This window comes from Neorhizobium sp. T25_27 (assembly GCF_002968565.1).
Taxonomy (GTDB): domain Bacteria; phylum Pseudomonadota; class Alphaproteobacteria; order Rhizobiales; family Rhizobiaceae; genus Neorhizobium; species Neorhizobium tomejilense.
Genome location: NZ_PVBJ01000013.1, coordinates 79996 through 103454, shown reverse-complemented (window position 1 = coordinate 103454; position 23459 = coordinate 79996). Strand labels below are relative to the sequence as shown.

25 protein-coding genes are annotated in these 23459 nt (G+C 62.6%); 17 read left to right on the top strand and 8 right to left on the bottom strand.

Features of this window, described 5'->3' with window-relative positions:
• Position 1: 1 nt before the first annotated feature.
• A complete protein-coding gene (locus C5J24_RS27445) occupies positions 2 to 448 on the bottom strand; it encodes a tripartite tricarboxylate transporter TctB family protein (RefSeq protein ID WP_172724165.1) in 447 nt (148 codons plus the stop codon).
• A 470-nt stretch (positions 449 to 918) separates the two neighbouring features.
• Here C5J24_RS27445 and C5J24_RS27440 point away from each other — a divergent pair, with 470 nt between their 5' ends.
• Entirely contained in the window at positions 919 to 2139 is a 1221-nt protein-coding gene (locus C5J24_RS27440; RefSeq protein ID WP_105422487.1) for an FAD-dependent monooxygenase, read from the top strand.
• Positions 2140 to 2218: 79 nt separating this feature from the next.
• Positions 2219 to 3397 carry an alpha/beta hydrolase gene (locus C5J24_RS27435; RefSeq protein WP_105422485.1) on the top strand — a complete coding sequence of 393 codons (1179 nt, stop codon included), beginning with the start codon at positions 2219 to 2221 and terminating at the stop codon, positions 3395 to 3397.
• Between the two features lie 326 nt (positions 3398 to 3723).
• Here C5J24_RS27435 and C5J24_RS27430 read toward each other — a convergent pair whose 3' ends face one another.
• Positions 3724 to 4257 carry a VOC family protein gene (locus C5J24_RS27430; protein ID WP_105422483.1) on the bottom strand — a complete coding sequence of 178 codons (534 nt, stop codon included), beginning with the start codon at positions 4255 to 4257 and terminating at the stop codon, positions 3724 to 3726.
• Between the two features lie 124 nt (positions 4258 to 4381).
• Here C5J24_RS27430 and C5J24_RS27425 point away from each other — a divergent pair, with 124 nt between their 5' ends.
• The 9 genes from C5J24_RS27425 to C5J24_RS27385 all read left to right on the top strand — a co-directional run bounded on the left by C5J24_RS27425 (position 4382) and on the right by C5J24_RS27385 (position 14355).
• Entirely contained in the window at positions 4382 to 5173 is a 792-nt protein-coding gene (locus C5J24_RS27425; protein ID WP_172724164.1) for a LuxR C-terminal-related transcriptional regulator, read from the top strand.
• Positions 5174 to 5200: 27 nt separating this feature from the next.
• A complete protein-coding gene (locus tag C5J24_RS27420; RefSeq protein ID WP_105422479.1) occupies positions 5201 to 5929 on the top strand; it encodes an SDR family oxidoreductase in 729 nt (242 codons plus the stop codon).
• Positions 5930 to 6043: 114 nt separating this feature from the next.
• Positions 6044 to 6907 (top strand): p-hydroxycinnamoyl CoA hydratase/lyase, encoded by an 864-nt coding sequence (locus tag C5J24_RS27415; protein ID WP_046599283.1) that lies wholly within the window; start codon positions 6044 to 6046, stop codon positions 6905 to 6907.
• A gap of 12 nt (positions 6908 to 6919) precedes the next feature.
• Complete coding sequence (locus tag C5J24_RS27410) at positions 6920 to 9061, top strand: acetate--CoA ligase family protein (protein WP_205836978.1); 2142 nt, start codon at positions 6920 to 6922, stop codon at positions 9059 to 9061.
• A gap of 188 nt (positions 9062 to 9249) precedes the next feature.
• Positions 9250 to 10692: an NAD-dependent succinate-semialdehyde dehydrogenase gene (locus C5J24_RS27405; protein WP_105422477.1), complete on the top strand. Its 1443-nt coding sequence runs from the start codon at positions 9250 to 9252 to the stop codon at positions 10690 to 10692.
• 26 nt (positions 10693 to 10718) lie between these two features.
• Entirely contained in the window at positions 10719 to 11561 is an 843-nt protein-coding gene (locus tag C5J24_RS27400; protein ID WP_105422475.1) for a p-hydroxycinnamoyl CoA hydratase/lyase, read from the top strand.
• 197 nt (positions 11562 to 11758) lie between these two features.
• The gene (locus C5J24_RS27395) at positions 11759 to 12916 is read left to right on the top strand and encodes an acyl-CoA dehydrogenase family protein (RefSeq protein ID WP_105422473.1); all 1158 of its coding nucleotides are present in this window, start codon (positions 11759 to 11761) and stop codon (positions 12914 to 12916) included.
• 10 nt (positions 12917 to 12926) lie between these two features.
• Positions 12927 to 14129: an acyl-CoA dehydrogenase family protein gene (locus tag C5J24_RS27390; protein WP_105404316.1), complete on the top strand. Its 1203-nt coding sequence runs from the start codon at positions 12927 to 12929 to the stop codon at positions 14127 to 14129.
• Positions 14130 to 14196: 67 nt separating this feature from the next.
• On the top strand, positions 14197 to 14355 hold the full coding sequence (locus C5J24_RS27385; protein ID WP_046605997.1) for a YqaE/Pmp3 family membrane protein: 159 nt from the start codon (positions 14197 to 14199) through the stop codon (positions 14353 to 14355).
• 47 nt (positions 14356 to 14402) lie between these two features.
• Here the strand turns inward: C5J24_RS27385 and C5J24_RS27380 are convergent, their stop codons facing one another.
• Complete coding sequence (locus tag C5J24_RS27380; protein ID WP_007771449.1) at positions 14403 to 14639, bottom strand: hypothetical protein; 237 nt, start codon at positions 14637 to 14639, stop codon at positions 14403 to 14405.
• Between the two features lie 153 nt (positions 14640 to 14792).
• On the bottom strand, positions 14793 to 15191 hold the full coding sequence (locus tag C5J24_RS27375; RefSeq protein WP_105422471.1) for a GFA family protein: 399 nt from the start codon (positions 15189 to 15191) through the stop codon (positions 14793 to 14795).
• Positions 15192 to 15397: 206 nt separating this feature from the next.
• Between C5J24_RS27375 and C5J24_RS27370 the strand changes: the two genes are divergently transcribed.
• The 3 genes from C5J24_RS27370 (at position 15398) to C5J24_RS27360 (ending at position 17593) form a co-directional block, all read left to right on the top strand.
• Complete coding sequence (locus C5J24_RS27370) at positions 15398 to 16183, top strand: DUF1194 domain-containing protein (protein ID WP_105404318.1); 786 nt, start codon at positions 15398 to 15400, stop codon at positions 16181 to 16183.
• A 176-nt stretch (positions 16184 to 16359) separates the two neighbouring features.
• Positions 16360 to 17169 carry a TIGR02587 family membrane protein gene (locus C5J24_RS27365; protein ID WP_371674844.1) on the top strand — a complete coding sequence of 270 codons (810 nt, stop codon included), beginning with the start codon at positions 16360 to 16362 and terminating at the stop codon, positions 17167 to 17169.
• Positions 17170 to 17182: 13 nt separating this feature from the next.
• A complete protein-coding gene (locus tag C5J24_RS27360; protein WP_105422467.1) occupies positions 17183 to 17593 on the top strand; it encodes a TIGR02588 family protein in 411 nt (136 codons plus the stop codon).
• Positions 17594 to 17606: 13 nt separating this feature from the next.
• Here C5J24_RS27360 and C5J24_RS27355 read toward each other — a convergent pair whose 3' ends face one another.
• From C5J24_RS27355 to C5J24_RS27345, 3 genes are read right to left on the bottom strand one after another with little or no spacing between them, the layout of a single operon-like run.
• On the bottom strand, positions 17607 to 18167 hold the full coding sequence (locus C5J24_RS27355; protein ID WP_105422465.1) for a putative glycolipid-binding domain-containing protein: 561 nt from the start codon (positions 18165 to 18167) through the stop codon (positions 17607 to 17609).
• Between the two features lie 37 nt (positions 18168 to 18204).
• Entirely contained in the window at positions 18205 to 18912 is a 708-nt protein-coding gene (locus C5J24_RS27350; RefSeq protein WP_105422463.1) for a phosphatase PAP2 family protein, read from the bottom strand.
• A gap of 19 nt (positions 18913 to 18931) precedes the next feature.
• Positions 18932 to 19759: a DUF1206 domain-containing protein gene (locus C5J24_RS27345; protein ID WP_105422461.1), complete on the bottom strand. Its 828-nt coding sequence runs from the start codon at positions 19757 to 19759 to the stop codon at positions 18932 to 18934.
• Between the two features lie 270 nt (positions 19760 to 20029).
• Here C5J24_RS27345 and C5J24_RS27340 point away from each other — a divergent pair, with 270 nt between their 5' ends.
• Both C5J24_RS27340 and C5J24_RS27335 read left to right on the top strand, forming a co-directional pair.
• Positions 20030 to 20563, top strand: coding sequence for a DUF992 domain-containing protein (locus C5J24_RS27340; protein WP_105422459.1), 534 nt, complete (start codon positions 20030 to 20032; stop codon positions 20561 to 20563).
• 189 nt (positions 20564 to 20752) lie between these two features.
• Positions 20753 to 21658, top strand: coding sequence for a S1C family serine protease (locus C5J24_RS27335; protein ID WP_105404325.1), 906 nt, complete (start codon positions 20753 to 20755; stop codon positions 21656 to 21658).
• A 46-nt stretch (positions 21659 to 21704) separates the two neighbouring features.
• Here C5J24_RS27335 and C5J24_RS27330 read toward each other — a convergent pair whose 3' ends face one another.
• Positions 21705 to 22961 (bottom strand): glycerate kinase, encoded by a 1257-nt coding sequence (locus C5J24_RS27330; protein ID WP_105422457.1) that lies wholly within the window; start codon positions 22959 to 22961, stop codon positions 21705 to 21707.
• 153 nt (positions 22962 to 23114) lie between these two features.
• Between C5J24_RS27330 and C5J24_RS27325 the strand changes: the two genes are divergently transcribed.
• Positions 23115 to 23447, top strand: coding sequence for a hypothetical protein (locus C5J24_RS27325; protein WP_046668891.1), 333 nt, complete (start codon positions 23115 to 23117; stop codon positions 23445 to 23447).
• Positions 23448 to 23459: the final 12 nt, after the last annotated feature.

Genomic DNA, 23459 nt, shown 5'->3' with positions numbered 1-23459 from the left:
ATTACCTGCCCCACCAGACGGGCATTGGCTGCCCAAGCGCGTATACGAAGATGATAACGACGAACGCCGCCGTGGTGACCGCGAAGACGACGGTCTCGACAGGTTTGACGTCGCGCCGTGCATAGGCAGCGAACATGATCAACAGGATCGAGGAGATCACCGCGCCGATTTCAGCGATCAGGATGCCGAAGGCGGCAATCGCCAGCAGGATGAAGACGATCGGGCGGAGCTGGATGCGTTCGATGGCCGGACCTTCGATCGCCAGCGACTTTACCGTGACGATCAGCCCGATCAGTGCGATCAGGCCGCAAATGATCATCGGGAAATAGCCAGGGCCCATGTTGCGGGCGGAACCGAAGGTGAGGTCCGACCCGACATAGAGGCCGACCGCGCCGAAAAGGATGAACAAGATGCCCGCGCCGAAATCCTGCGGACTTTTGATGACCATGGTTTCCTCCCTGAAAACCCGACTATGAGAACCGGTCTGGCTCCCCTTGGGCGCCGGCCAAACCGTCATTATGCATGTTCCTCGGGCCGCGCCTCGAATTCGCAGCCCTGAATTCGTCTATAGGCAACTAGATTTGACTATATACAAGAGTATTTCTCTTGTCAGTCAATCGAATTCCGTAGTCTCCCCTGTCGATCAGATACCACAGCCGCCCACCGTTTTCGATCCTATCGAATTTATATCAGGAAGCCAGATATCCCAGGTGTAATTTCGTGACATCCTTTCCTGTTTTTGATCTGTGGATTGAAACTTTCAATTGCAGCCGCCGTCTCCCAAGGGCTTGTCCGAAAGCTCCGGCGGGCAGATATGAAATTGGTTTTGAACAAAGTCAATTATACTTTATCAAAAATAGTTGACAGGCGCATGCGCGTCGGGAGAGATTGTCCGTCAGAATTTCAAAGGATAAAAAAATGAAGATTTCTGTCGTGGGAGGAGGGATTGGCGGGCTGACGGCGGCATTGTCGCTGCTCCGCCAGGGGTTTGACGTCGATGTGTACGAACAGGCGGTCGAGCTGAAAGAAGTCGGCGCCGGCGTTCAGGTCAGCGCCAACGGCACGCGGGTTCTGTTTTCGCTCGGGCTCGAAGAAGACATCATGTCGATCGCCTCACAGGCGCAGGGCAAGGAGATTCGTCTCTGGAACACCGGGCAGGCCTGGAAACTGTTCGACCTCGGCCCGCTTTCTATCGAGCGCTATGGCTTCCCCTATATCACCATCCACCGCAACGACCTGCACCAGACGCTGGCAGCCGGCGTGCGCCGCATCAAGCCCGATGCGATCAAGCTGTCCAAGAAATGCGTCGGGATAACCCAGGACGACAAGGGCGCGACCATCACCTTCGCCGACGGCACCACCGCCACTTCGGATATCGTCGTCGGCGCCGATGGGGTGCACTCGAAGATCCGCGAGACGCTGTTCGGTCGAGACGACCCGAAATTCACCGGCATCGTCGCCTGGCGCGGCGTCATCCCGGTCGAGCGCCTGCCGGAACGCATGCTGCGGCCGGTCGGCACCAACTGGATCGGTCCTGGCGGCCACGTCATCCAGTACCTTCTGCGCGGCGGCAAGCTGATGAATTACGTCTCGGTCGTCGAGCGCGCCGACTGGCAGGTCGAATCCTGGTCGGTCGCGGGCACCGTGGAAGAGTGCCTTGCCGACTATGAAGGCTGGCACGAAGACATCCACACGATGATCAAGGCAATCGACGTGCCCTACAAATGGGCGCTGATGCTGCGGCCGCCGATGGACGACTGGACCCGCGGCCGTGTGACGCTGCTCGGAGACGCGTGCCATCCGACATTGCCGTTCCTTGCCCAGGGCGCGGTGATGGCGATCGAGGACGGTTTCGTGCTCGCCCGTGCGCTTGCCGAGAACAATGGCAACTACGAAGCGGCCTTCGCCGGTTACGAGGCGGCCCGCGTTGAGCGCACCGGCAAGATCGTCCGCGGCGCCGAAGGCAATCTCAGCCGCTTCCACAATGCCGCATTGAAGGATCCGAAGCTCGCCGAGGACTACGTCAATGCCGAATGGCAGGAAGACAAGGTCAAGCAGCGATACGAATGGCTGTTTACCTACGACGCCACCTCGGTGCCGGTCGTGGCGGGAACCAGGTCGCCGGAAGCGGCCGCCTGAGGCCGCGATCACATTCATTCTCGAAAGCCCGTTCGCTGGTTTGCCGGCCGAGCGGGCGAAGCATAACGGGTAGGACATCATGACCACCAAGGCGGACTGGCAGCGAATCCCGCTGATCGTCTCCTTTCCGGAGACCGCGAAATACACCGAGACCTACGGCTTTGCCGGCAATTCCGGCAGGGTCAATCTCGAGGGCCAGCTTCTGCGTGGCACCGGTGCGCCGTCGAAGACGGTCTATGTCTTCATGCACCCAACCTCGACGCTCCAGCTCCTGCCGATGCCGACCGCGCTTGCCGATGCCGGCCTGCACGTGCTTTGCGCCGCCAGCCGTTATCCGAAGAACGACACCGCTCTCATCATGGAAAAGGTGGCGATCGACCTCGGCAAGTGGCTCGATCATGCCCGTGGCGAGCTCGGTTACGAGAAGGTGGTGCTGGTCGGCTGGTCGGGCGGCGGGTCGCTGTCGCTGTTCTACCAGGCGCAGGCCGAGAACCCGACGATCACCCATACGCCGGCCGGCGACGAGGTCAACCTTGTCGAAGCGGGGCTCAAGCCCGCAGACGGCGTGATCTTCATCGCCGCTCACCTGTCGCGTGCCGAAACGCTGACCGAATGGCTCGATCCGTCGGTTCTCGACGAACTCGACCCGGATCTCCGCGACCCGGAATTCGATATCTATTCGCCGGACTGCCCGCACCAGCCACCCTATTCGGCGGAATTCATCCAGCGCTTCCGGGCCGCCCAGGTCGCCCGCAACCGCAAGATCACCCATTGGGCGCTCGACATGCTGGCGGAGCTGAAGCGCCGCGGTTCGTTCGAGCAGGAGCGCGCCTTCATCGTCCACCGCACCATGTGCGACGTGCGCTGGTTCGACGGCACCATCGACCCGAATGACCGGCCGATCGGCAAGAGCTATATGGGTGATCCGCGCACCGTCAATGTCGGGCCGGTCGGGCTTGCCCGCTTCACGACGCTGCGTTCGTGGCTTTCCCAGTGGAGCTACGACCTGTCGAATGCCAAGGGGCCGATGAACGCGGCGCTGATCAAGCGCTCGCCGGTGCTGCAGATCGAGAACAATGCCGACGAGGCTGTCCCGGCGACCCACAATCCGACAATCCGGGCAGCCCTCGCCACCGAGAACAAGGAATACATGACGATCCCGCACGCGACCCACTATTACCTCGGCCAGCCGGAACTCTTAAAAGCCTGCATCGACCGGGTGATCGACTGGAGCAAGCGGCAGGGTCTGCTGGCATGAAACCAGTCCGGCGTTCGTCGGGAGCGGGCTCCGGACCATCGGGAGGTTTGACCGTGAGCTTCAAAGAAAAGCACCACCATCCAGGCTGGATCGGTGGTGCCTCTGTTTCTTCCGCATATGCCTTGCAAACAAGGCGATCATACCTGGCTGCGCACCCCCTCATCCGCCTGCCGACACCTTCTCCCCGCTGGGGAGAAGGTGTATGCCGCAGCGTCTCGGATATCCTCTCCCCTCGGGGAGAGGGCCACCGAGCGGAGCGGAGGTGGGGTGAGGGGGACAGTCCTCGTCAGAGGACTGCTTTCTCTCTCAAAGGCAGGGGCCAGGCCTCAGACCGCAGCCGATTTCCTGGCGATCATGCCGGCCTTCTTCTGAACCCATCCCTTCATCGCGTCATGAGCTTCCGAAGCGGCCTGTTCCAGATAGCCGGGCTCTTCTGTGCGTGCGGTGATTTCCAGGCGCAGGCCGTTCGGGTCGAAGAAGTAGATCGAGTTGATGAACTCGTGGTCGATGACATCGGTCGTCTTCACGCCGGCATCCTGCAACCGCTTCTTGAACTTCAGGACCTCCTCGACGGAATCGACCTCCATCGCGAAGTGCTGGACCCAGTCCGGCGTGTTCGGCGAGGGAAGCGGCATGATGTTTTCGCCGAGGTCGAAGAAGGCCATGTAGGAGCCGTCGCCCATTTCGAAGAAGAAATGCGCGTAGGGCTTTTCTTCGCCCGTCGACGGCACCTTGTCGGCGGTCATGCAGTTGACCAGCGGCAGGCCAAGCAGGTCCTCGTAGAACTTGCGGGTCTCCTCGCCATCGCGGCAAGGGTAGGAAAAGTGATAGAGTTTGCGAAGCTTTGGTGCGTCAACCATGGTGGTTCCTCCATATCCAGGCTTGTTGCATTGGCCGTGATGGTAGGCCTTTGCCGACCCTCCCATGTCCACCTTGCAGGTGGACATGCTCACCAGAGATCTGTTCTCGACCCTGGAGGCGTCAATGCCTGCGCTTGATGGAGACAACGTGACCGTCATGGCTGCCCTCATGGACGAGGTCGGCGAGCCCGGCTTCCCCGAAAAATTGCTGGAGACGCTGCGCGGTATCGCCGGCACCGATTTCTGTTCCGCCTTCCAGGCCGAGGAAGACGGATCGCTCACCTATCTCTTCGCCTGCGGTTATCACTCGACCATCCCGGGTTTTGCCGAGCGCGCCTCGCTCGACTATGCCCGCCGCTACTGGCTGCGCGACCGGGTGACCCGCCAGATGCTGAACGCAGGCCCCGGACTTGCCAAGGTGCAGGTCATCCGCCAGGCCTGGAATGGCATCCGCGACCCCGAATACCGCCGCGACTGTTACGAGCGCGCCCATGTGCTCGAACGCCTGACCATCTATCACTCGGAGGAACCGCGGATCTTCGCCAGTCTCTATCGCACCCGCGAAAGCGGTCCGTTCCCGCTCTCCGCGGTCGAACGGCTGGAGTCCTCCGCGCCGCTCTTGATGGCCATGGTCGTCAAGCATGTGCGGCTCCAGGGCAGGCCGCAGACGGCGCCGCTGCATCCGCCACAGCAGGAGATCGCCGGGCGGCTGCTGCAGGCAGGATTTGCGCTTTCGGGCCGTGAGGCAGAGGTTTCCGCCGGCCTGCTGCTCGGCCGCACACATCGGGAAATTTCCGAAAAAGTCGGGCTCGCGCTTTCGAGCATCGTCACCTACCGTCAGCGCGCCTATCGCAAGCTGGGGGTCAGCGACCGGCGCGGGCTCGAGGCGCTTTATGAAGGAATTTCGCGCGTCTAACGCAACAATTCGAGGAGGAATTTTCAGATGATTTCGATCAAGGACCGTATTGCCATCGTTACTGGCGCCAGCTCGGGCATCGGCTGGGGCATCGCCAAGGCGATTGCCGCTGAGGGCGCCGTCACCGTGCTTGCCGCCCGCAGCGCCGACAAGCTTGAAAAACTGGCGGCCGAGATCGAGGCCGAAGGCGGCCGCGCGTTCGTCGTGCCGACCGACGTCACCGACGACGCGCAGGTCGAAAAGCTGTTCGCCACGGTGAAGGAAAAATACGGCCGGCTCGACATCCTGATCAACAATGCCGGCATCGCCGACCATACGCCGGTCGAAAAGCTCACCAACGAGCGCTGGCACGAGGTGATCGGGGCAAACCTGCACTCGGTCTTCTATTGCAGCCGCGCCGCCTTCCTCATCATGCAGGAACAGAAGCGCGGCCGGATCATCAACATGGGCAGCCTGTCGTCGAAGGTTCCGCGCGGCCATACCGCCGCCTATACGGCGAGCAAGTTCGCGCTAGAGGGCCTTACCCGTTCGCTCGCCGTCGACGGCCGCGAGCACGGCATTGCGGTCTCGATGGTACATCCGGGCTCGACGGTCAGCTCGCTGGTTCCCGGCATCACCGACAAGGTCCGGCCCGCAACCATGATGCCTCTCGATGTGGCGCGGATCGTCGTGCTGATGGCGACGCTGCCGGACGACGTGAACCTTTACGAAAGCATCATCCTGCCGGTCGAAATGCCATTTCTCGGCCGTGGTTAAGCATCGGTTCAGCACGACATCAAACGGCTTTCTTTTCGCCAGGCCTGAGATTGAAAGCCGCTTGACGCATATTCGGGTCCCTGATATCCATTTCCCCAGTAGGGAGAATTTGCTATGGAAAACCAGACCGAATCCGCCGCCGCCGGCCAGAATAATGGCAAGTGGGGCGAATATGTTACCGTGGATTTCGACGAGGGCATCGCCTGGGTGACGCTCAACCGTCCGAAGCAGCGCAATGCCATCAACCCGGGCATCGTCTGGGAAATGAACGCGATCATGGACGCGCTGGAAGAAGACGACCGCTGCAAGGTGATGGTTGTCACCGGCGCCGGCGAATCCTTCTCGGCCGGCATGGACCTCAAGGAATATTTCCGCGCCACCGACAAGGTGCCGCCGATCCAGCGCGAACGCCTGTTCCGGGCGAATGCCGCATGGCAGTGGCGCCGGATGATGTATTTCCCGAAGCCGACCATCTCCATGGTCAACGGCTGGTGTTTCGGCGGTGCCTTCCAGTTCCTGGTCGGCTGCGACCTTGCCATCGCCTCGGAAGACGCCATCTTCGGCCTTTCTGAAATCAACTGGGGCATCATCCCGGCCGGCATCGTCACCAAATCGGTGCTGGAGACGATGAGCTTCCGCGACGCGATGTATTACATCATGACCGGGGAAACCTTCACCGGCCAGCAGGCTGCCGACATGAAGCTGGTCAACAAGGCCGTTTCGCCGGACGAGTTGAAGGCCGAGACCCGCAAGCTCGCCATGACGCTGATCGGCAAGAACCCCTTCGTGCTGCGCCAGGCCAAGACCGCATGCCGTTTTACCCGCGATCTCACCTGGGAACAGGCCGGCGAATACCTGATGGCGAAGTCCGACCAGACGGAACTCCGCGACCCGGAAAACGGCCGCAATACCGGCATGAGTCAGTTCCTGGACGAGAAATCCTTCCGCCCGGGCCTCGGTGCCTACCGTCGCGACTAAGAAGTGGCTCCCATGGCTGATACGATGACCACAGCTCCCAAGACGCTCGATCCGGCCAAGCCGTTCGATCTCGACCGTCTGCTGCGCCCACGATCGATCGCGATCGTGGGCGCGTCGCCGGATCCCGCTTCGATCGGCGGCGGCGTGCTCGCCAATCTCGAACTCTTCAAATATGCAGGCGATCTGCATCTCGTCAGCCGTTCGCGCGATGAGATCAATGGCCGCGCCTGCGTGAAGACCATCGCCGACCTGCCAAAGGGCGTCGATGTGGTGATCCTCATCGTGCCGCAGGTGGCGATCAAGGACTCGGTTCTTGCCTGCGTCGAGCGGGATGTGGCGGGCGTCATCGTCTATTCTTCCGGTTTCGCCGAAGCCGGCGAGGAGGGCCGCCGACAGCAGGACGAGCTTGCCGAAATCTGCCGCAAGGCGGGCATGGCGATGCTCGGACCGAACTGCATGGGCTATACCAATTATGTCGACGGCATTCCGCTGACTTTCGAGCCGGTCGACCTGCGCGGCGTCGGCGAGCGCTCGCGCGTCGCCATCGTCGCCCAGAGCGGCGCGACGGCGGCCAATATCCGCTTCGCCATGCATTCGCGGGAAATCGCGGTCTCCTACGTCATCGCCACCGGCAACGAGCCCGTGATCGCCGCCGAGGACCTGGTCGGCTGGCTGATCGAGGACAAGGACAACGCCGTCGTCGCGGTCTATGTCGAACAGGTCAAGAACCCCCAAAAGTTCCTCGCCGTGGCGCGGCGCGCCCGCGAGCTCGGCAAGCCGATCGTCATGCTGCATCCGGGCTCCAGCGAGCGCGGCAAGCAGGCGGCGCAATCGCATACCGGGGCGCTTGCCGGCGACCATGCGCTGATGCAGACGGCCGTGCGCAACGAGGCCGTCGCACTGGTCGAGACCACCGACGAGCTGTTCGACGTCACCGCCATCCTGGCGCGTTATCCGTCGCCGCCGCCGGGCGAGGCGGGCATCGTCACCAATTCCGGCGCCATCCGCGGCCTCTGCTTCGATTTCTGCGAGCGCGTCGGCCTGCCGATCGCAACGCTGTCGGACGAGGTGCATGCCGAGCTTGCGACGCAAGTGCCGCCTTACGTCCATGTCGACAACCCGTTCGACATCGGCACGACCGGCTTCTCCAATCCAGGTATTTTCGGAACGTCCACGGCATCCATGCTGAAGGATCCGAATGTGGGCATCGTATTCCTGTCGCACGCGGGCGGCTCACCGCCGATGCAGATCAAGAAGTCGGACGCCATCATCCCGGTCGCCGCGACCGCGACGAAGCCCGTCATCCTCAACATTGTCGGCGATGACTATCCGCTCGACCCGACCTTCATGAAGGCGGTGCGCGACAGCGGTATCCCATTCTTCCGCTCGCCAGAACGCGCCATGCGCGCCATGGCAGTGGTGATGAACTATGCGGCTGCGCTCGCCGCCACCAAGGACCGGGCGCCGGAAGGCGAACGGATCGCCAAACTGCCACCTTCCGGTCTCGTGGTCGAGTATGAAGGCAAGCGTATCCTTGCCGATCTCGGCATCCACATCCCGAAGGGCGCTTTGGCCAAATCCGCCGACGAAGCCGCGACGATCGCAGCCGATGTCGGTTATCCGGTGGTCATGAAGGCGCAGGCGGCCGAACTCGCCCACAAGAGCGATGTCGGCGGCGTCATCGTCAATATCGCCGACGAGCCGGCGCTGCGGGCGGCGCATGAAAAGATGTATGCCAGCATTGCCAGGCACAAGCCGGGCCTTGAGCTCGACGGCGTGCTGATCGAGGGCATGGCGCGCCAGGGCCTCGAAATGGTGGTCGGCGCCAAGCGCGATCCGCAATGGGGTCCGGTCGTACTGGTCGGCCTCGGCGGCGTCTGGATCGAGGCTCTCGCCGATGCCCGCCTGCTGCCGGACGATATCAGCCGCGAGCGGGCGATCGCCGAAATCCGCAAGCTGAAGGCTTCGAAGCTGCTGGGCGCCTTCCGTGGCCACCCGGCGCGCGATGTCGAGGCGATCGCCGACGTGGTCGTCAAGCTCGGCGCGCTGATGCGCTCACAGCCTCAGATCGTCGAGGTCGATATCAACCCGCTCGTTGTCTATGGCGAGGGGGACGGGGCTTTGGCTCTCGACGCGCTATTCGTGGTGCAGTGAGGATTGGGGGATTTCCCCCTCATCCGCCTGCCGGCACCTTCTCCCCAAGGGGAGAAGGTGAATTGCCGCAATGTCTCAGATCCTCCTCTCCCCAGCGGGGAGAGGCTGGCCGAGCGAAGCGGAGGCCGGGTGGGGGGGGGTGCTACGCCCACTGTTTTATTTTGGCAGTCACGAGGGAGGAAACCGTGATGCAGACCCAATCCTATGGTGAATTGAAGCTGTTTGTGGATGGCGAGTGGCTCGGCGCGGAAGGCCGGATGACGGAAGACGTCATCAATCCGGCAACCGGCGAGCCGATCGGCGCCCTGCCGCATGCAACCGCGGCGGACCTCGAGCGAGCCGTGGCAGCCGCCACCCGTGAATTCAAGGCCTGGAAGGCAACGACCGCCTTCGACCGCGCCAAGATCATCCGCAAGGCAGCCGACATCCTGCGCGAACGGGCCAATGAAATCGGCCGGCGCATGGTGCTCGACCAGGGCAAGCCGCTCGCCGAGGCGATCCCGGAAGTTCATATCTCGGCCGACATTCTCGACTGGACCGCCGACGAGGGCCGCCGCACTTATGGCCGCATCGTGCCGTCGCGCGTGCCCGGCGCCCGCTGGATGGTCACGAGAGAGCCAGTCGGCCCGGTCGCCGGCTTCACGCCCTGGAATTTTCCGGGCGTCATCCCGGCGCGAAAAATTTCGGCCGCGCTCGCCACCGGCTGCACCATGGTCATCAAGCCCTCGGAAGAGACACCCTCGACCGTGCTCGAGATCGCCCGCGCGCTGCAGGATGCCGGCCTGCCGAACGGCGTGCTGAACGTCGTGCACGGCAAGCCGGCGGAGGTCTCCGAACACCTGATCGCTTCGGACGGCATCCGCAAGATCACCTTCACCGGCTCGACCGCCGTCGGCCAGCATCTCGCAGTCCTCGCCGCGAAAGCCGGCGTCAAGCGTGCCACGATGGAACTCGGCGGCCATGCCCCCGTGCTGATCTTCGAGGATGCCGATATCGACCACGCCATCCGCGTCATGGTGCACGCGAAATACCGCAATGCCGGCCAGGTCTGCATCTCGCCGACCCGGTTCTACGTCCATGACAGCGTCCACGACAAGTTCGTCGACGGCTTTGCCAAGGCGGCGTCGGCCCTCAAGGTCGGCGACGGCCTCGACCCGTCGAGCCAGATGGGGCCGCTCGCCAACAGCCGCCGTGTGCCGGCGATGGAACGCATGGTCGCCGATGCCGTGCAGCGCGGCGCCAAGGTGAAAGCCGGCGGCGAGCGCGGCAGCAATCGCGGCTATTTCTTTCAGCCGACCGTGCTGTCCGACGTGCCGCAGGACGCGATCATCATGAATGACGAGCCCTTCGGTCCGGTCGCCGTCACCGCCCGCTTCACCTCCTTCGACGAGGTGATCGAACAGGCCAACCGGCTGCCCTACGGGCTTGCCTCCTATGCCTTCACCCGGTCCAGCCAGACGGCGGCGATGGTCAGCGACGCGCTCGAGGCCGGCATGGTCGGCATCAACAACAACTTCATCTCGATGGCCGAAACGCCGTTCGGCGGCGTCAAGCAGAGCGGTTACGGCTCCGAAGGCGGCACCGAGGGCATGGACGCCTATCTCGTCACCAAAATGACCAGCCTGTCGTAAGGCTCCGGGATCTTTAGGAGAATATGATGACCATAGAAGCAAGCGATCTGGGCGGAGAGAACGTCAAGGTCGAATTCGAAAACGGCATTGCCTGGGTGAAGCTAAACCGCCCGGACAAGCGCAACGCCATGAGCGTCGGTCTTGCCGAAGACATGATCCGGGTGCTCGACGCGCTTGAAATCGACGACCGCGCCGGCGTGATCATCCTCACCGGCGAGGGCGAAGCCTTTTCCGCCGGCATGGACCTCAAGGACTTCTTCCGCGCCACCGACGGTGTGTCGGACGTCAAGCGCATGCGCGCCTACCGCTCCACCCGTGCATGGCAATGGCGCCTGCTGATGCACTACGCCAAGCCGACCATCGCCATGGTCAACGGCTGGTGCTTTGGCGGTGCCTTCACCCCGCTGATCTGCTGCGACCTGGCGGTCGCCTCCGAAGATGCGGTGTTCGGCCTTTCGGAAATCAACTGGGGCGTCATCCCCGGCGGCGTCGTCTCCAAGGCGATCTCGACGCTGATGAACGACCGCAAGGCGATGTATTACGTCATGACCGGCGAAAAGTTCGGCGGCAAGATGGCCGAACAGCTCGGCCTGGTGAACGAGGCGGTGCCGGCCGAACGCTTACGCGAACGCACCGTCGAGATCGCCCGCGTGCTCCTCGAAAAGAACCCGACCGTGCTCCGCCAGGCCCGCATGGCCTATAAGTATGTGCGCGAGATGACCTGGGAGGAGTCGGCGGAATATTTGACCGCCAAGGCCGACCAGACGACGTTCGTCGACCCGGAAAAGGGCCGCGAAAAGGGACTGTCGCAGTTCCTCGACACCAAGACCTATCGGCCGGGGCATGGGGCGTATACGCGCGAGGAGTAGTCTACACCTCCTTTGAGGAAGGCCGTTGCCAGACCCCCTCATCCGCCTGCCGGCACCTTCTCCCCGAGGGAGAAGGTGGATTGCTCCAATGCCTCCGATCTTCCTCTCCCCTCGGGGAGAGGGTGGCCGAGCGTAGCGGAGGCCGGGTGAGGGGGGCGGCACCCGCTGCCTCCAAGACTAAAACGCGAGACCCAGTCATGGACCTGAACTATTCGGACGAGCAGCTTCTGTTGAAGGAAAGCGCCGAGCGGTTCCTGAAGGATCGCTACGACTTCGAGAAGCGCAACAAAATCATCGCCTCGGAGACCGGTTTCGATGCCGGCATCTGGTCCGAGATGGCCGATCTCGGCTGGTTGGCGCTGCCGTTTGCCGAAGAGAATGGTGGGCTTGGTGGCGGCGCGGTGGAAGTCTCGCTGATCATGGAAGCGATCGGCCGCGCTTTGGTGGTGGAGCCTTATCTTGCATCTATCATTCTCGCCGGCGGGCTGGTCGAAAAGCTTGGTTCCGAAGACCAAAAAGCCGAGATTCTCGGCGGCCTGTTTGCCGGCACATCGCGCCCGGCGCTGGCGCATACGGAGCGCCAGACCGGTTTCGACCTCGGCAATATCGCCGCAACCGCGACCCGCAGCGGCGAGAGCTATCTTATCTCCGGCGAAAAGCCGCTGGTTCACGGCGGCGCCTTTGCGGATATCTTTCTGGTCTCGGCCAAGCTTGACGGGGCAGTAAAATTGTTCGCCGTACCTGCGGATGCTGCGGGCCTGACGCGGACCGAGGTGAAACTCGTCGATGGCAGCCGCGCCAGCGATCTCGTTCTCGACAACGTTTCCCTACCCGCGTCGGCGTTATTTAGTGCTGAGGCCGATACGCTCGCCGAAATCGAAGCGGCTTACGACCGCGTCAATGCGGCGCTCGCCTCGGAAGCGGTCGGCATCATGGATGCGCTGATGGATGCGACCGTTGCCTATACCAAGGAGCGCGTGCAGTTCGGCAAGCCGCTCGCCGCGTTCCAGGCACTTCAGCACCGCATGGCCGAGATGGCGGTGAAATGCCAGGAAGCCCGCGGTTCGGCATTGCTCGCCACGCTCTCCGTCGATGCGCCGCGCGCGATGCGCATCCGCGGCGTCTCCGGCGCCCGTGCGAAGATCGGCAAGGTCTCCCGCTCTGTCGCGCAGGAGGCGATCCAGCTGCATGGCGCCATGGGTTTTTCGGAAGAGATGCCGATCGGCGCCTGGTTCCGCCGGCTTTACGCGATCGAAAACACCTTTGGCACCACCGCGGACCACCTGAAGCGCTATGGCGAGATCATCCGCGATCCTGCCACGCTCTCCGGCAGCTTGCTGCGCGAACCCGTCTGAGGAGAGTTCCATGGATCTGTTGATGACGGAAGAAGAGGTTCGGTTCCGCGACGAGGTTCGGACTTTCTTGGACACTCATCTGGACGAGGGCCTGAAGCGCGCAGAGCGGCTGAACCCCAGCTTCCTTGCCGACCCCGCTATCGGCCTCGAATGGCAGGCGAAGCTCAACGACAAGGGCTGGGCCGCCCCATCCTGGCCGAAGCAATATGGCGGCACCGGCTGGTCGCTCGCCGAGCGCTACATTCTCGACCAGGAATGCGAACGCGCCGGCGAGCCGCATTTCCGCGGCGCCTCAATCAAGATGATCGCGCCGGTCATCATGCGCTACGGCAACGACGAGCAGAAAAACTTCTACCTGCCGCGCATCCTGAGTGGCGAGGATCTCTGGGCGCAGGGCTATTCCGAACCCGGCTCCGGCTCCGACCTTGCCTCGCTGAAGACCCGGGCGGTGCTCGACGGCGACCACTACATCGTCAACGGCTCAAAGATCTGGTCGACGCTGGCGCATCATGCCACGCGGATGTTCGCGCTGGTACGCACCGCCGACACGGGCAAGAAACAGGAAGGCATCACCTTCATCCTGATCGACCTGAAATCGCCCGGCGTCACCATCCGGCCGATCCGCTCGATCTGCGGCACGCATGAGTTCAACCAGGTCTTCTTCGACGACGTGAAAGTGCCGGTCTCCGACCGCATCGGCGAGGAAGGCGAGGGCTGGGACATCGCAAAATACCTGCTCGAATTCGAGCGGGGCGGCGCCTTCGCCGGCGGAGTCTTGCGGGCCATGCTGACGCGCCTGCACCGGCTCGCTTCCGAGCCACTGCCGGACGGGCGAACGATGATCGACGATCCGCTGTTCATGGCACGCCTTGCCGAGATCGCCACGGATGTGGACGCCAACGACATGCTGGAGCTTTCCGCCATGTCCAAGGTGCAGGCCGGCGGCAATCCGGGGTCGGTGCCGTCTTCGACGATGAAGATCGAGCGCAGCCGCATCCGCCAGTCGATCGCCGAACTCGCGGCCTCGATCCTTGGCCCAAATGCGTTACGCTTTGAAGAGCATCGGCCGCTGCACGAGTTGCCGGAGGAAAGTGAGATCGACGAGGAGCGCAAGGTTGCCTCCGCCGTCTATTTCAATTCCCGCTCCCAGAGCATTTTCGGCGGCAGCAACGAGATTCAGCTGGAGATCATCGCAAAGACGCTGCTGAGATGAGCGTCTTCTGAAACCATATCCCATCCAGCGCGTTACCGGCCGAACCGATCAACCCGGAGAACGCCCGTTGGATATCATCCGCATTCTGCTCGCCTTCATCCTGCCGCCGCTGGGGGTGTTCCTGCAGGTGGGGCTCGGCCTGCATTTCTGGCTGAACATCCTGCTCACTCTCTGCGGCTGGCTGCCCGGCATCGTGCATGCGCTGTGGGTGATCCTCAAGAAATAACCGGATCGAACCCGCGTCGCCTGTGAAAGAAGCAGCCGGCTCGGGGGCTAGGCAGCGATATCGGCGATTTCGCCCGATTGCCAGAGGATACGCGGATCGGACATGTCGCCGCTTTCCATGTCGACCTGAACCGAATAGGCCGCGACCCCGACGAAGCGGTCGGCCATGGCGCGGGCGATCTTCTCGGCCGAAGCGGCGTTCGAGGCTACGCGCATCTCGCCAGGCGTCACGTTGCCCCGGACTTTCTTGAACGGCAGCACGATGAATTTTTCTGACCTGGACATGGGGTTTCCTTCTTTGCGCCACTCTGTCGATATGCGCGCTGCGAAGTCAACAGCGGCCATCGGAAATAGCCCTGTCCCCCAAGTTGACACGAGTTTGCGCTACCCGAATAGCGGCTCCGTTGGAGCGGGTCCGCGCTGGCCGGTCGGGAATAGCTATTCTCTATGGCCGCGATATTGCGGCAGGTCGTCGGTGATCTCGTGCCACGGCGCCTTGGACGCGACGAAGATATGGTGCGTCGGCCGGATTGTCGGGGCGTCGACCAGCGTGCCCATTGCCACATGCACCCAGGCAGCCTCCCGCACCAGCGAGTAGAGAAGCGAACCACAGGCCCTGCAATGGGCGTTGTGGGTATCGACGTCGCCGAAGATCAGCAAACCGTCGTCGCCTTTCACCATGGCAAACTTCTGCCGCTCGATGCCCGCTAAGGGCTTGAAAGCCGAGCCGGTGGTGCGGCGGCAATCGGAGCAATGGCAATTGGCGGCATAAACGAAAGCGTCTTCCACTTCATAGGCGACTGCGCCGCAATAACATTTGCCGTTTAACCTCGTCATCGCCTGATCCCGTCCAGATACCAGTTGATAGGGGCAGCTCCAGACCAAGGCCGAAGCAGCAGCATCTCCGTGGCAGATTACGCGGGGTGCCCACGGAATAAAGTCCCATCACCGAAAGTTGAAGGCAGGCTCGCGGAGGAGAGTCGCCCTCGGTCGCCTCTGTGTTACAGTTTTAAGAAATCGATAACGCAGTGATTGGATTGGCAATGCTTACAACACTCGCGATGCTCATGAGCCTTTCCGCCGCTGCCACCGCCCCCATGGTCGCGCAGCAAAAGGGAGGCGAAGTCGATGTGGAACTGGTCCTCGCGGTCGATACGTCCCGCTCCATGGACTACGAGGAAGTCCGCGTCCAGCGCGAGGGATATCTCGAGGCGCTCAAGCACAAGGAATTCATCGCGGCGGTGAAGACGGGGCTGAACGGCCGCATCGCCATCAGCTATTTCGAATGGGCCGGTGACGTGGTGCCGGATTCAATCATCGATTGGACAATCATCGAAAACGAGCAGGATGCGATTAATTTTGCCGCCAAGCTCGAGGCCCGGCCCATCAATACCCAGCGCCGCACTTCGATTTCCGCCGCAATCACCCAAGGCGCAACGATGATCGTCGCCAATTCGTATCGTGGCACGCGTCAGGTGATCGACATTTCTGGCGACGGGCCGAACAATTCCGGCAATCCGGTCGTGCCAGTCCGTGGCAAGGCCCTGGAAGCCGGCATCATCATCAACGGGCTGGCGATCATGCTGAGGCCCTCCGGCGCACCAGGCGGGCTCGACAAATATTATGGCGACTGCGTCATCGGCGGACCTGGCTCCTTCGTGCTACCGGTTCACAAGATCGAGGATTTCGCCGTCGCCGTCCGCCGCAAGCTGGTCCTGGAGATCAGCGGGCTCACGCCGCCGGCAACCGTACAGAAGGTGGCGGGCAACCAGCCCTCCAGCGACTGTCTGGTCGGCGAGAAGCAATGGCAGGATCTGTTCGATCGGTGATGCCTTGCCCCGGGTTCTCGTCCGGGTGGAACATTTCATCCGATTTCAGAGTTTCCTTCCGCTTATCGCAAGACGGGAGGGAGCCGGCATTGAACGGGGCCAGGGCGGAACGGGGCAATGACGCGGGCGGAAGCCGAAGTTTTCTGATCGGTCTCGGACGTGGCGCGGCCGGCGCCATGCTGTTCGGTATCCCGATGCTGATGACAATGGAGCTCTGGCAGCTCGGCTTCTACATCGAACGCTGGCGCCTGTTGCTGCTGCTGATCGTCAATATTCCGCTTCTCATATTGCTCGCCCACCGGATCGGTTTCGAGCGCACCTCCACCCTGGCGGAAGCCTGCCGCGACGCCACCATCGCGTATGGCCTCGGCATCGTCATAGGTGCGGCGGTTCTCATCATGCTCGGGGATATCAAGCCCCACATGCCGCCCTCCGAAATGCTCGGCAAGATCGCCATACAGTCCGTGCCGGCAAGCATCGGCGCGCTGCTCGGCCGCTCCCAGCTCGGCGGACAGTCGGGGAATGATGAACACGAGGACGATGGGGAGGAGGACGAGGAGCAAGGCGGTGGCGCAGTGCCCGACGAAATTTCCACCAGCTACAGCCGCGAACTGTTCCTGATGGCGGTCGGCGCCCTCTTTCTCAACCTCAACGTCGCGCCGACGGAAGAAATCATCCTGATCGCCTACAAGATGACGCCCTGGCACGCGCTCGTCACCATCGGCCTATCGATCGCCATCATGCACGGGTTCGTCTATGCGGTCGCCTTCAAGGGCACCCATGAAATTTCGAAGGAAACGCCATGGTGGCACGCCTTCTTCCGCTTCACTCTGCCAGGCTACTTGGTCGCCATGCTGATCAGCTTCTATGTGCTGTGGACCTTCGGCCGGCTCGACGATACGGCGTCGACGCAGATGCTGATGTCGGCGATCGTCCTGAGCTTCCCCGGCGCAATCGGGGCCGCCGCCGCCCGCCTCATCCTGTAACGCGTGAACCTCGATGACGACCACAGCCAACAAACGCCACACCGAAGTCAAGGAGCCGCACTGGATCGAATGGGCGACCGGCATGGTTTCGGCGCTCGTCGTTGTCGCCACCATCGCCTGGGTCGCCTACCAGGCATGGACGCACGACGACATGCAACCGGAATTCTCAATCGCCATCACCGAGAGGCGCCAGACCGAAGGCGGCTACCGTGTCGCCTTCGATATCGCCAACAAGGCGACGGCGACGGCTGCCGCCGTTACCGTACGGGGCGAGATCCTGGATGGCGGCAACCTTGTCGAGGATGCAGACGTCACCTTCGACTACGTGCCGGCGGAATCCAAATCCTCCGGCGCCATCCTGTTTTCCCAAGATCCCGGCACCCGCGAGGTGCGGGTCCGGGCGGTCGGGTATATCGACCCGTGAGGGATCATGGATATCACCCCGGCGTCACCCGTTCGAACAGGTGTTCGTAGGACAAAACCAGCCCGTCGCCGTCGATGACAAGGTCCGCTTCGAAACCTGCCGAAAGGCCGAGGTCGACGTAGCGCACGCGGCCCGGACCCTGGCGGTCGTAGCGCTGGCTCGATCGCGCCACCGTGAGCGCTGGACCATCGATGAATGCCGTATCCAAACTCAGGCTGGCTCCCTTTTCCTCAGCGGTCCTGCGGATCGGGAACGTGTTGCAGAATGGTGTGACCGACAGGTCCGGCTCCTCCGCGCCAAAGAGATCCGGCCGGGCCATGTCGTTCACCCGCCAGCCCTTGCCGACGCGTTCCAGGTGCAGCAGGCCGTAGCCTTGCGCATTCCATCGTTCGACCGTGACCGATTGAGCACGCCAGCCCGGATCGAGCCGCCAGCGATGATCGAGGCGAAAGCCGCCGGCTTCGAGGCAGATGACCGTCGATGTCGCGGTGACGACGTCCGGTTCGACCGAAAGCTCCAGCCTTTCAAATCCTTCAATATCGGTCCGGCACCAGAAAAGTATGGATGTGCTCATGCCAGAAGCTCCTCCCAAAGGTGTCCAAATTACCGGATTACTCCGGCACCGCCGAAATATAGCGTCTTGCGATCATCCAGCACGCCAGTGCCCAGGTTGCGCCGGCGCACCAGCCGCCGAGGACGTCGGTCGGGTAGTGGACGCCGAGATAGACACGGCTGAAACCGATGATGAATGTCAGGAAGATCGCCGCACTGATCAGGAAGATCCGCGTCGAGCGATAGGGCTGGGCGCGCGACAGCAGCGCTCCGAGCGTCAGGTAGGTAACGGCCGACAGCATCGCATGGCCGCTCGGAAAACTGAGGTCTCCGACTTCGACCAGATGCGGCACGATATCCGGCCTCGGTCGTGCCACGCCGAGCTTCAGCAACGAACTCAAAAGCCAGCCGCCAGCGATCGACAGGAACATGAAGAGCGCGATCGCCTTTTGCCGCGACAGCAGGAGGAAGGCCGTCCCCATCACGGTCATCAGGGTCAGCACGGTAACCCCGCCGAGCGCCGTGATGTCTCCCATGGCATGATTGAGCCAATAGGGGCCGAGCGGCGTCGCAAGATCTGCGGCATTGCGCAGGGCGAGAAGGATCTTTTCGTCGAAGGCATGGGTCTCGCCCTCCAGAACCTCGTCGGTCAAGCGGAAGAAGACGAATAGCCCGCCTGCCAGAAAGGCGATCATCATCAGGCCGATCGGCTCGAACGTCATGACCCTTTCGACCACTCTGCGTGTCACGCGCTGATGGAATGCCATCCAAACTCCTTGCTCAATGTCAGTTCACGGCCGACCGCATCGCGCGGAGCGGCCGATCCATCGAAGGCGGCTGCACGATCCTGTACCGGGCCTCGATCAATCCGTAGAGGCCGAACGCGAAAAGCCCGATGGCCGCCAATCCATAGAGAATAGCCCCGAATGGAAGCTGGCGCACCCATGCGAGCGCATCCGCCAGGCCGCCAGCCTGGTTCGGATCGACAGCGAAGGCCGCATAGATGAAGAACCCGCCGATAATGAGGAATATGACGCCGCGCGCCAGAAGGCCGTAGGCGCAGATGCCATTGAGGACGGCTCGCTGCTCGAATCCGCTTTCGAAAAAGCGAAGATACCCGCGTTTGATGCCCTTGGCCGCCTGGGCGCAGCCGGCACCGATGATCGCAAGGCCGACGCCTGCGACAAGATAGCGACCGAACGGCTGCTGCATCAGCCACGCGGTCCAGCTTTCGCGAGCTCCGGACGATCCTGCGCCGAAGCCGAGAAGCAGGGCCTGCCCGACCGCGTAAAAGGCGAGACCGGTATAGGTCGCGGCGCTGACGAGAAGACCCGCCCTGACCAGATACCCTTTCGCATTGTGCTGATGGCGGTCGGTGTTGAGGATCGATTGCGCCACTCGCCAGAGGATGAAGCCGATCAGGCCTATGCCGATCAAGCCGAGCCAGATCTGGCCGAAAGGCTGTTCCAATACGATCTGCAGCGCGGAATTGGAATCCGGCTCTCCACCGCCGAGCGTCGAGAGCGACGCCATGCCGGCGATCAGGACGTATACGATCCCCCTGGTCGCATACCCGGACCTCGCCAGCCATTCCAGTTTTCTATCCTTGTCCATCCCGATCTCCGCGAAAGATCGACAGGAACGTGTCTGGGTGGCCGCGGTTCCGGAAGATCGCCGCTGCCCCCGTTTCGCTTCCCGGCCAATTCCGCGAAACGCTGACGCAGGGGCGGCGGGATGGAGCCACCTCTCGCTTGGAACAATTCGGTGATAATTCGTGTGCAGCGCACGTGGGATCATTCTTCCGCCACATGCGTTTCCCAACGCTACCAAACCCGCTCGGATGAGTCTCAACAAGGGCGGCTGAATAATTAAAGGAGTACAGGGATGAAGAAGATTGTTGCCGTGGCGCTCGCCGCTTTGCCGGTCGTAACCAGCGCCGGAGCCGCCTTTTCCGCCGATGTGATTGCCCGCCGGGATCGTGTCCCGGTTTATGAAGAGCAGGACCTGCGCGGCGGTGTTCGCATCGGTTATCTCGATTGCTCGATCGGCGGCGGTGTCGGTTACGTGCTTGGTTCCGCCAAGGAAGCCGATTGCGTCTTTACGACGGCGATCGGCAGCGAGCCGCTCGACCGTTATACCGGCGTGGTGCGCAAGATGGGTGTCGATCTCGGCTTCACGACCCGTTCGCGGCTGATCTGGGCCGTCTTCGCCCCGACCGCGGGTTATCACCACGGTTCGCTCGGCGGCCTCTATCAGGGCGCGACCGCTGAGGCCACCGTCGGTGCCGGCATTGGCGCCAACATCCTCGTCGGCGGTACCGCTGGTTCCATCCACCTGCAGACGGTGAGCGTTACCGGCCAGCTCGGCCTCAACGTCGCCGCAACCGGCACCTCGGTCACGCTGACGCCAGCGGGCTGAGCATTCCACGCTTCCCCTTCCCGGAAACGGGGAGGGGACCCCATGAGGTAGACACTTTGCAAGCATGCAGTTCTCGCCGGCCTCTTGCTCCACGCCGTCCACATTCATACCTTAAAGGGACGGTATGGTTGGCCTTTGCAGACCCTTGCGGGGTTCCGGACCGCGTATTGCCTCATCAGGATTTGCATCATGGATCTCGAGAAAAGTTTACGGTCGGTCGTGGCCGTGCGTGCTTCCATCCCGGACAACGCCTTTACGGCCAATACTCTCGGCACCCGCCGGGAAGGTAGCGGCGTGGTGATCCGCGAAAACGGATTGGTGCTGACGATCGGTTACCTGATCACCGAAGCAGAAGACGTCTGGCTGACACGCCAGGACGGTCGCGTCGTGCCGGCCCATGCGCTGGCCTATGATCAGGAAAGCGGCTTCGGCCTCGTGCAGGCCATGGCGCCGCTGGATCTGCCGGCGCTTCAGATCGGCGATTCCGCTACCGCGACGCTCGGCGATCCGGTCATCTTCGCCGATGGCGAAGGAGAGTATGTGCGTAGCAATATCGTCGCCAAGCAGGAATTCGCCGGATATTGGGAATATCTGCTGGATGAGGCGATCTTCATCGCACCTGCCCACCCCTCCTGGGGCGGAGCGGCGCTGATCGATACGGAAGGCAAGCTGCTAGGGGTCGGATCGCTGCGCCTGCAGATGAGCCGCGGCGGCGAGATCGCCGACATCAACATGGTCGTGCCGGTCAACCTTCTGAAGCCTATCCTCGACGATCTCCTCAATCGCGGCGAATTCAACCGCCCGCCACGCCCCTGGCTCGGCGCCATGTCGGCGGAAAGCAATGGCGAAGTGGTGGTCATGAGCGTCACCGAAAACGGTCCGGCTGCAAAGGCGGGCCTGAAGCGCGGCGACGTGATTTCGGAAATCCGCGACGGCGAGGTCGACGGGCTCGCGGACTTCTATCGCAAGATCTGGGACAGCGGGCCGCCCGGCGCCGAAATCCCGATGCGGATCCTGCGTGATGGAAGGGAGGCCTGGCTCAGAGTGAAGTCGGCGGACCGGAATGATTTCTTGAGGAAACCGCAGCTGCAGTAAGTGCCGCAATTGGGCGGGAGAGGGCTGCAAGGCCGGCTTCAAGCGGCTATCTCAACAAGATCGCCCGGAAATCATTCACATTGGTGCCGGTTGGGCCCGTTTCGAATATGTCGCCGATCGCGGCAAATCCTGAAAAGCTGTCATTGCCGTCGAGCAGTTTCCGCCCGTCGAGACCCGCGGCCCCCAGGCGTCTCGCCGTCGTGCCGTCCGCGAAAGCACCGGCATTGGTTTCCGATCCGTCGATGCCATCCGTATCGGCGGCCAGTGCGGTGACATCGTGGCCGTCGATCGCCAGCGCCAAGGCCAGCGCGAATTCGCCGTTGCGGCCGCCCTTGCCGCCTTTCGCCCGCAGCGTCACCGTGGTCTCCCCGCCGGACAGCAGAACCGCCGGCTTTGCGAACGGCCGACCGCGGAGCGACACCTCGCGCGCAAGGGCTGCATGCACCAGCGCCACGTCGCGCGCTTCACCTTCCACGGAGTCGGAGAGGATATAAGGCGTCACCCCATGGGCGCGGGCGACCTCGGCGGCGGCCTCCAGCGAGACGCCGGCAGAAGCGATGACGAAATGCTCGTGGCGGGCAAAGACCGGATCGTCCGGTTCCGGTGCGTTGGCGGCTGCCGAGTTCAGATGCGCGATCATCGCCGCAGGCAGCTTCAGTTTATATTGTTCAACGATAGCGAGCGCATCCTGGCGCGTAGTGGCATCCGGAATAGTTGGGCCGGAGGCGACGAAGGCGGGGTTGTCGCCGGGAATATCCGAGACGATCAGACTGACGACGCGGGCCTTGGTTGCTGCCGCAAGCCTGCCGCCCTTGATGGTCGACAGATGTTTGCGAACAACATTCATGGCCGAGATCGGCGCGCCCGAGGCAAGCAGCATCTCGTTTAACGCAATCTCGTCCTCCAGCGTCAAGCCTTCCGGCGGCGCGGGTAGCAGGGCGGAGCCGCCGCCGCAGACCAGCGCGATGACGAGGTCGTTTTCGGAGAGGCCACGGATCGTCTCGACCAACCGTCTTGCGCCGGCAAGGCCGGCGGCATCCGGTACCGGATGCGACGCCTCGACGATCTCGATCCATTTCGTTTCGCAGCCATAACCGTATCGGGTGACGACCACGCCGGTCAGCGGTCCGGTCCAGACGCTTTCGAGCGCTGCGGCCATCTGGGCCGCACCCTTGCCGGCTCCGATGACGACGGTTCGTCCGTTTGCCGGCGGGGCGGGCAGGTGCTTCACGATGCCGGTCAGCGGATCGGCAGCCTTCACGGCAGCATGAAACAGCGCCTCCAGCAGTTCCCGATCCGTCATCGCTTTTCCTCCGCGTCTCCGCCACCCGGGCTCTTTCGATCACGGCAGTCAACAGCCGTCAACCGGGCTTGATCACCCACCGGCCTTTCGAACGGAACAAAGCAAGCGAGTGTCGGTTGTCCCACGGGCTCACCAAAACGAAGGAGCGAGAATATGGGTGAACATCTGAAAGAAGCGGGTTACCCAGGCCAGATCGACATCGGCGGCGACAGGTCTCCCGTGACTTACAAACTGAAGGCCAGCAAGGAAGATGACGGCGCGTTCCACGTGGCGGTGAGCCTCAGCGCCCCGCGCGACTGGCTGCTGAAACATGGTTTCCGCAAGGAGGCCACGCTGGTGCGCCAGGGCGGTGCTGAAACGCCGGTGCATTTTGAGGAAACGCTCAATGTCGCCGACAATATCTCGGTGACGCTGCGCGCCGACGACGCGGTAATAGCCTCGATGGACGAATTGCGCCGGACGTTTCCGGAGTTACGAGCGACTTAAATTCGTAGTTCT

Coding starts and splice junctions, on each gene's coding strand:
- C5J24_RS27345 (WP_105422461.1), bottom strand. CDS start 19,759: ATGGACAAGGATAGAAAACTGGAATGGCTGGCGAGGTCCGGGTATGCG.
- C5J24_RS27435 (WP_105422485.1), top strand. CDS start 2,219: ATGACCACCAAGGCGGACTGGCAGCGAATCCCGCTGATCGTCTCCTTT.
- C5J24_RS27430 (WP_105422483.1), bottom strand. CDS start 4,257: ATGGTTGACGCACCAAAGCTTCGCAAACTCTATCACTTTTCCTACCCT.
- C5J24_RS27365 (WP_371674844.1), top strand. CDS start 16,360: ATGCTGTTCGGTATCCCGATGCTGATGACAATGGAGCTCTGGCAGCTC.
- C5J24_RS27440 (WP_105422487.1), top strand. CDS start 919: ATGAAGATTTCTGTCGTGGGAGGAGGGATTGGCGGGCTGACGGCGGCA.
- C5J24_RS27325 (WP_046668891.1), top strand. CDS start 23,115: ATGGGTGAACATCTGAAAGAAGCGGGTTACCCAGGCCAGATCGACATC.
- C5J24_RS27350 (WP_105422463.1), bottom strand. CDS start 18,912: ATGGCATTCCATCAGCGCGTGACACGCAGAGTGGTCGAAAGGGTCATG.
- C5J24_RS27415 (WP_046599283.1), top strand. CDS start 6,044: ATGGAAAACCAGACCGAATCCGCCGCCGCCGGCCAGAATAATGGCAAG.
- C5J24_RS27395 (WP_105422473.1), top strand. CDS start 11,759: ATGGACCTGAACTATTCGGACGAGCAGCTTCTGTTGAAGGAAAGCGCC.
- C5J24_RS27405 (WP_105422477.1), top strand. CDS start 9,250: ATGCAGACCCAATCCTATGGTGAATTGAAGCTGTTTGTGGATGGCGAG.
- C5J24_RS27370 (WP_105404318.1), top strand. CDS start 15,398: ATGCTTACAACACTCGCGATGCTCATGAGCCTTTCCGCCGCTGCCACC.
- C5J24_RS27355 (WP_105422465.1), bottom strand. CDS start 18,167: ATGAGCACATCCATACTTTTCTGGTGCCGGACCGATATTGAAGGATTT.
- C5J24_RS27445 (WP_172724165.1), bottom strand. CDS start 448: ATGGTCATCAAAAGTCCGCAGGATTTCGGCGCGGGCATCTTGTTCATC.
- C5J24_RS27375 (WP_105422471.1), bottom strand. CDS start 15,191: ATGACGAGGTTAAACGGCAAATGTTATTGCGGCGCAGTCGCCTATGAA.
- C5J24_RS27410 (WP_205836978.1), top strand. CDS start 6,920: ATGGCTGATACGATGACCACAGCTCCCAAGACGCTCGATCCGGCCAAG.
- C5J24_RS27335 (WP_105404325.1), top strand. CDS start 20,753: ATGGATCTCGAGAAAAGTTTACGGTCGGTCGTGGCCGTGCGTGCTTCC.
- C5J24_RS27420 (WP_105422479.1), top strand. CDS start 5,201: ATGATTTCGATCAAGGACCGTATTGCCATCGTTACTGGCGCCAGCTCG.
- C5J24_RS27390 (WP_105404316.1), top strand. CDS start 12,927: ATGGATCTGTTGATGACGGAAGAAGAGGTTCGGTTCCGCGACGAGGTT.
- C5J24_RS27400 (WP_105422475.1), top strand. CDS start 10,719: ATGACCATAGAAGCAAGCGATCTGGGCGGAGAGAACGTCAAGGTCGAA.
- C5J24_RS27340 (WP_105422459.1), top strand. CDS start 20,030: ATGAAGAAGATTGTTGCCGTGGCGCTCGCCGCTTTGCCGGTCGTAACC.
- C5J24_RS27425 (WP_172724164.1), top strand. CDS start 4,382: ATGCCTGCGCTTGATGGAGACAACGTGACCGTCATGGCTGCCCTCATG.
- C5J24_RS27330 (WP_105422457.1), bottom strand. CDS start 22,961: ATGACGGATCGGGAACTGCTGGAGGCGCTGTTTCATGCTGCCGTGAAG.
- C5J24_RS27360 (WP_105422467.1), top strand. CDS start 17,183: ATGACGACCACAGCCAACAAACGCCACACCGAAGTCAAGGAGCCGCAC.
- C5J24_RS27380 (WP_007771449.1), bottom strand. CDS start 14,639: ATGTCCAGGTCAGAAAAATTCATCGTGCTGCCGTTCAAGAAAGTCCGG.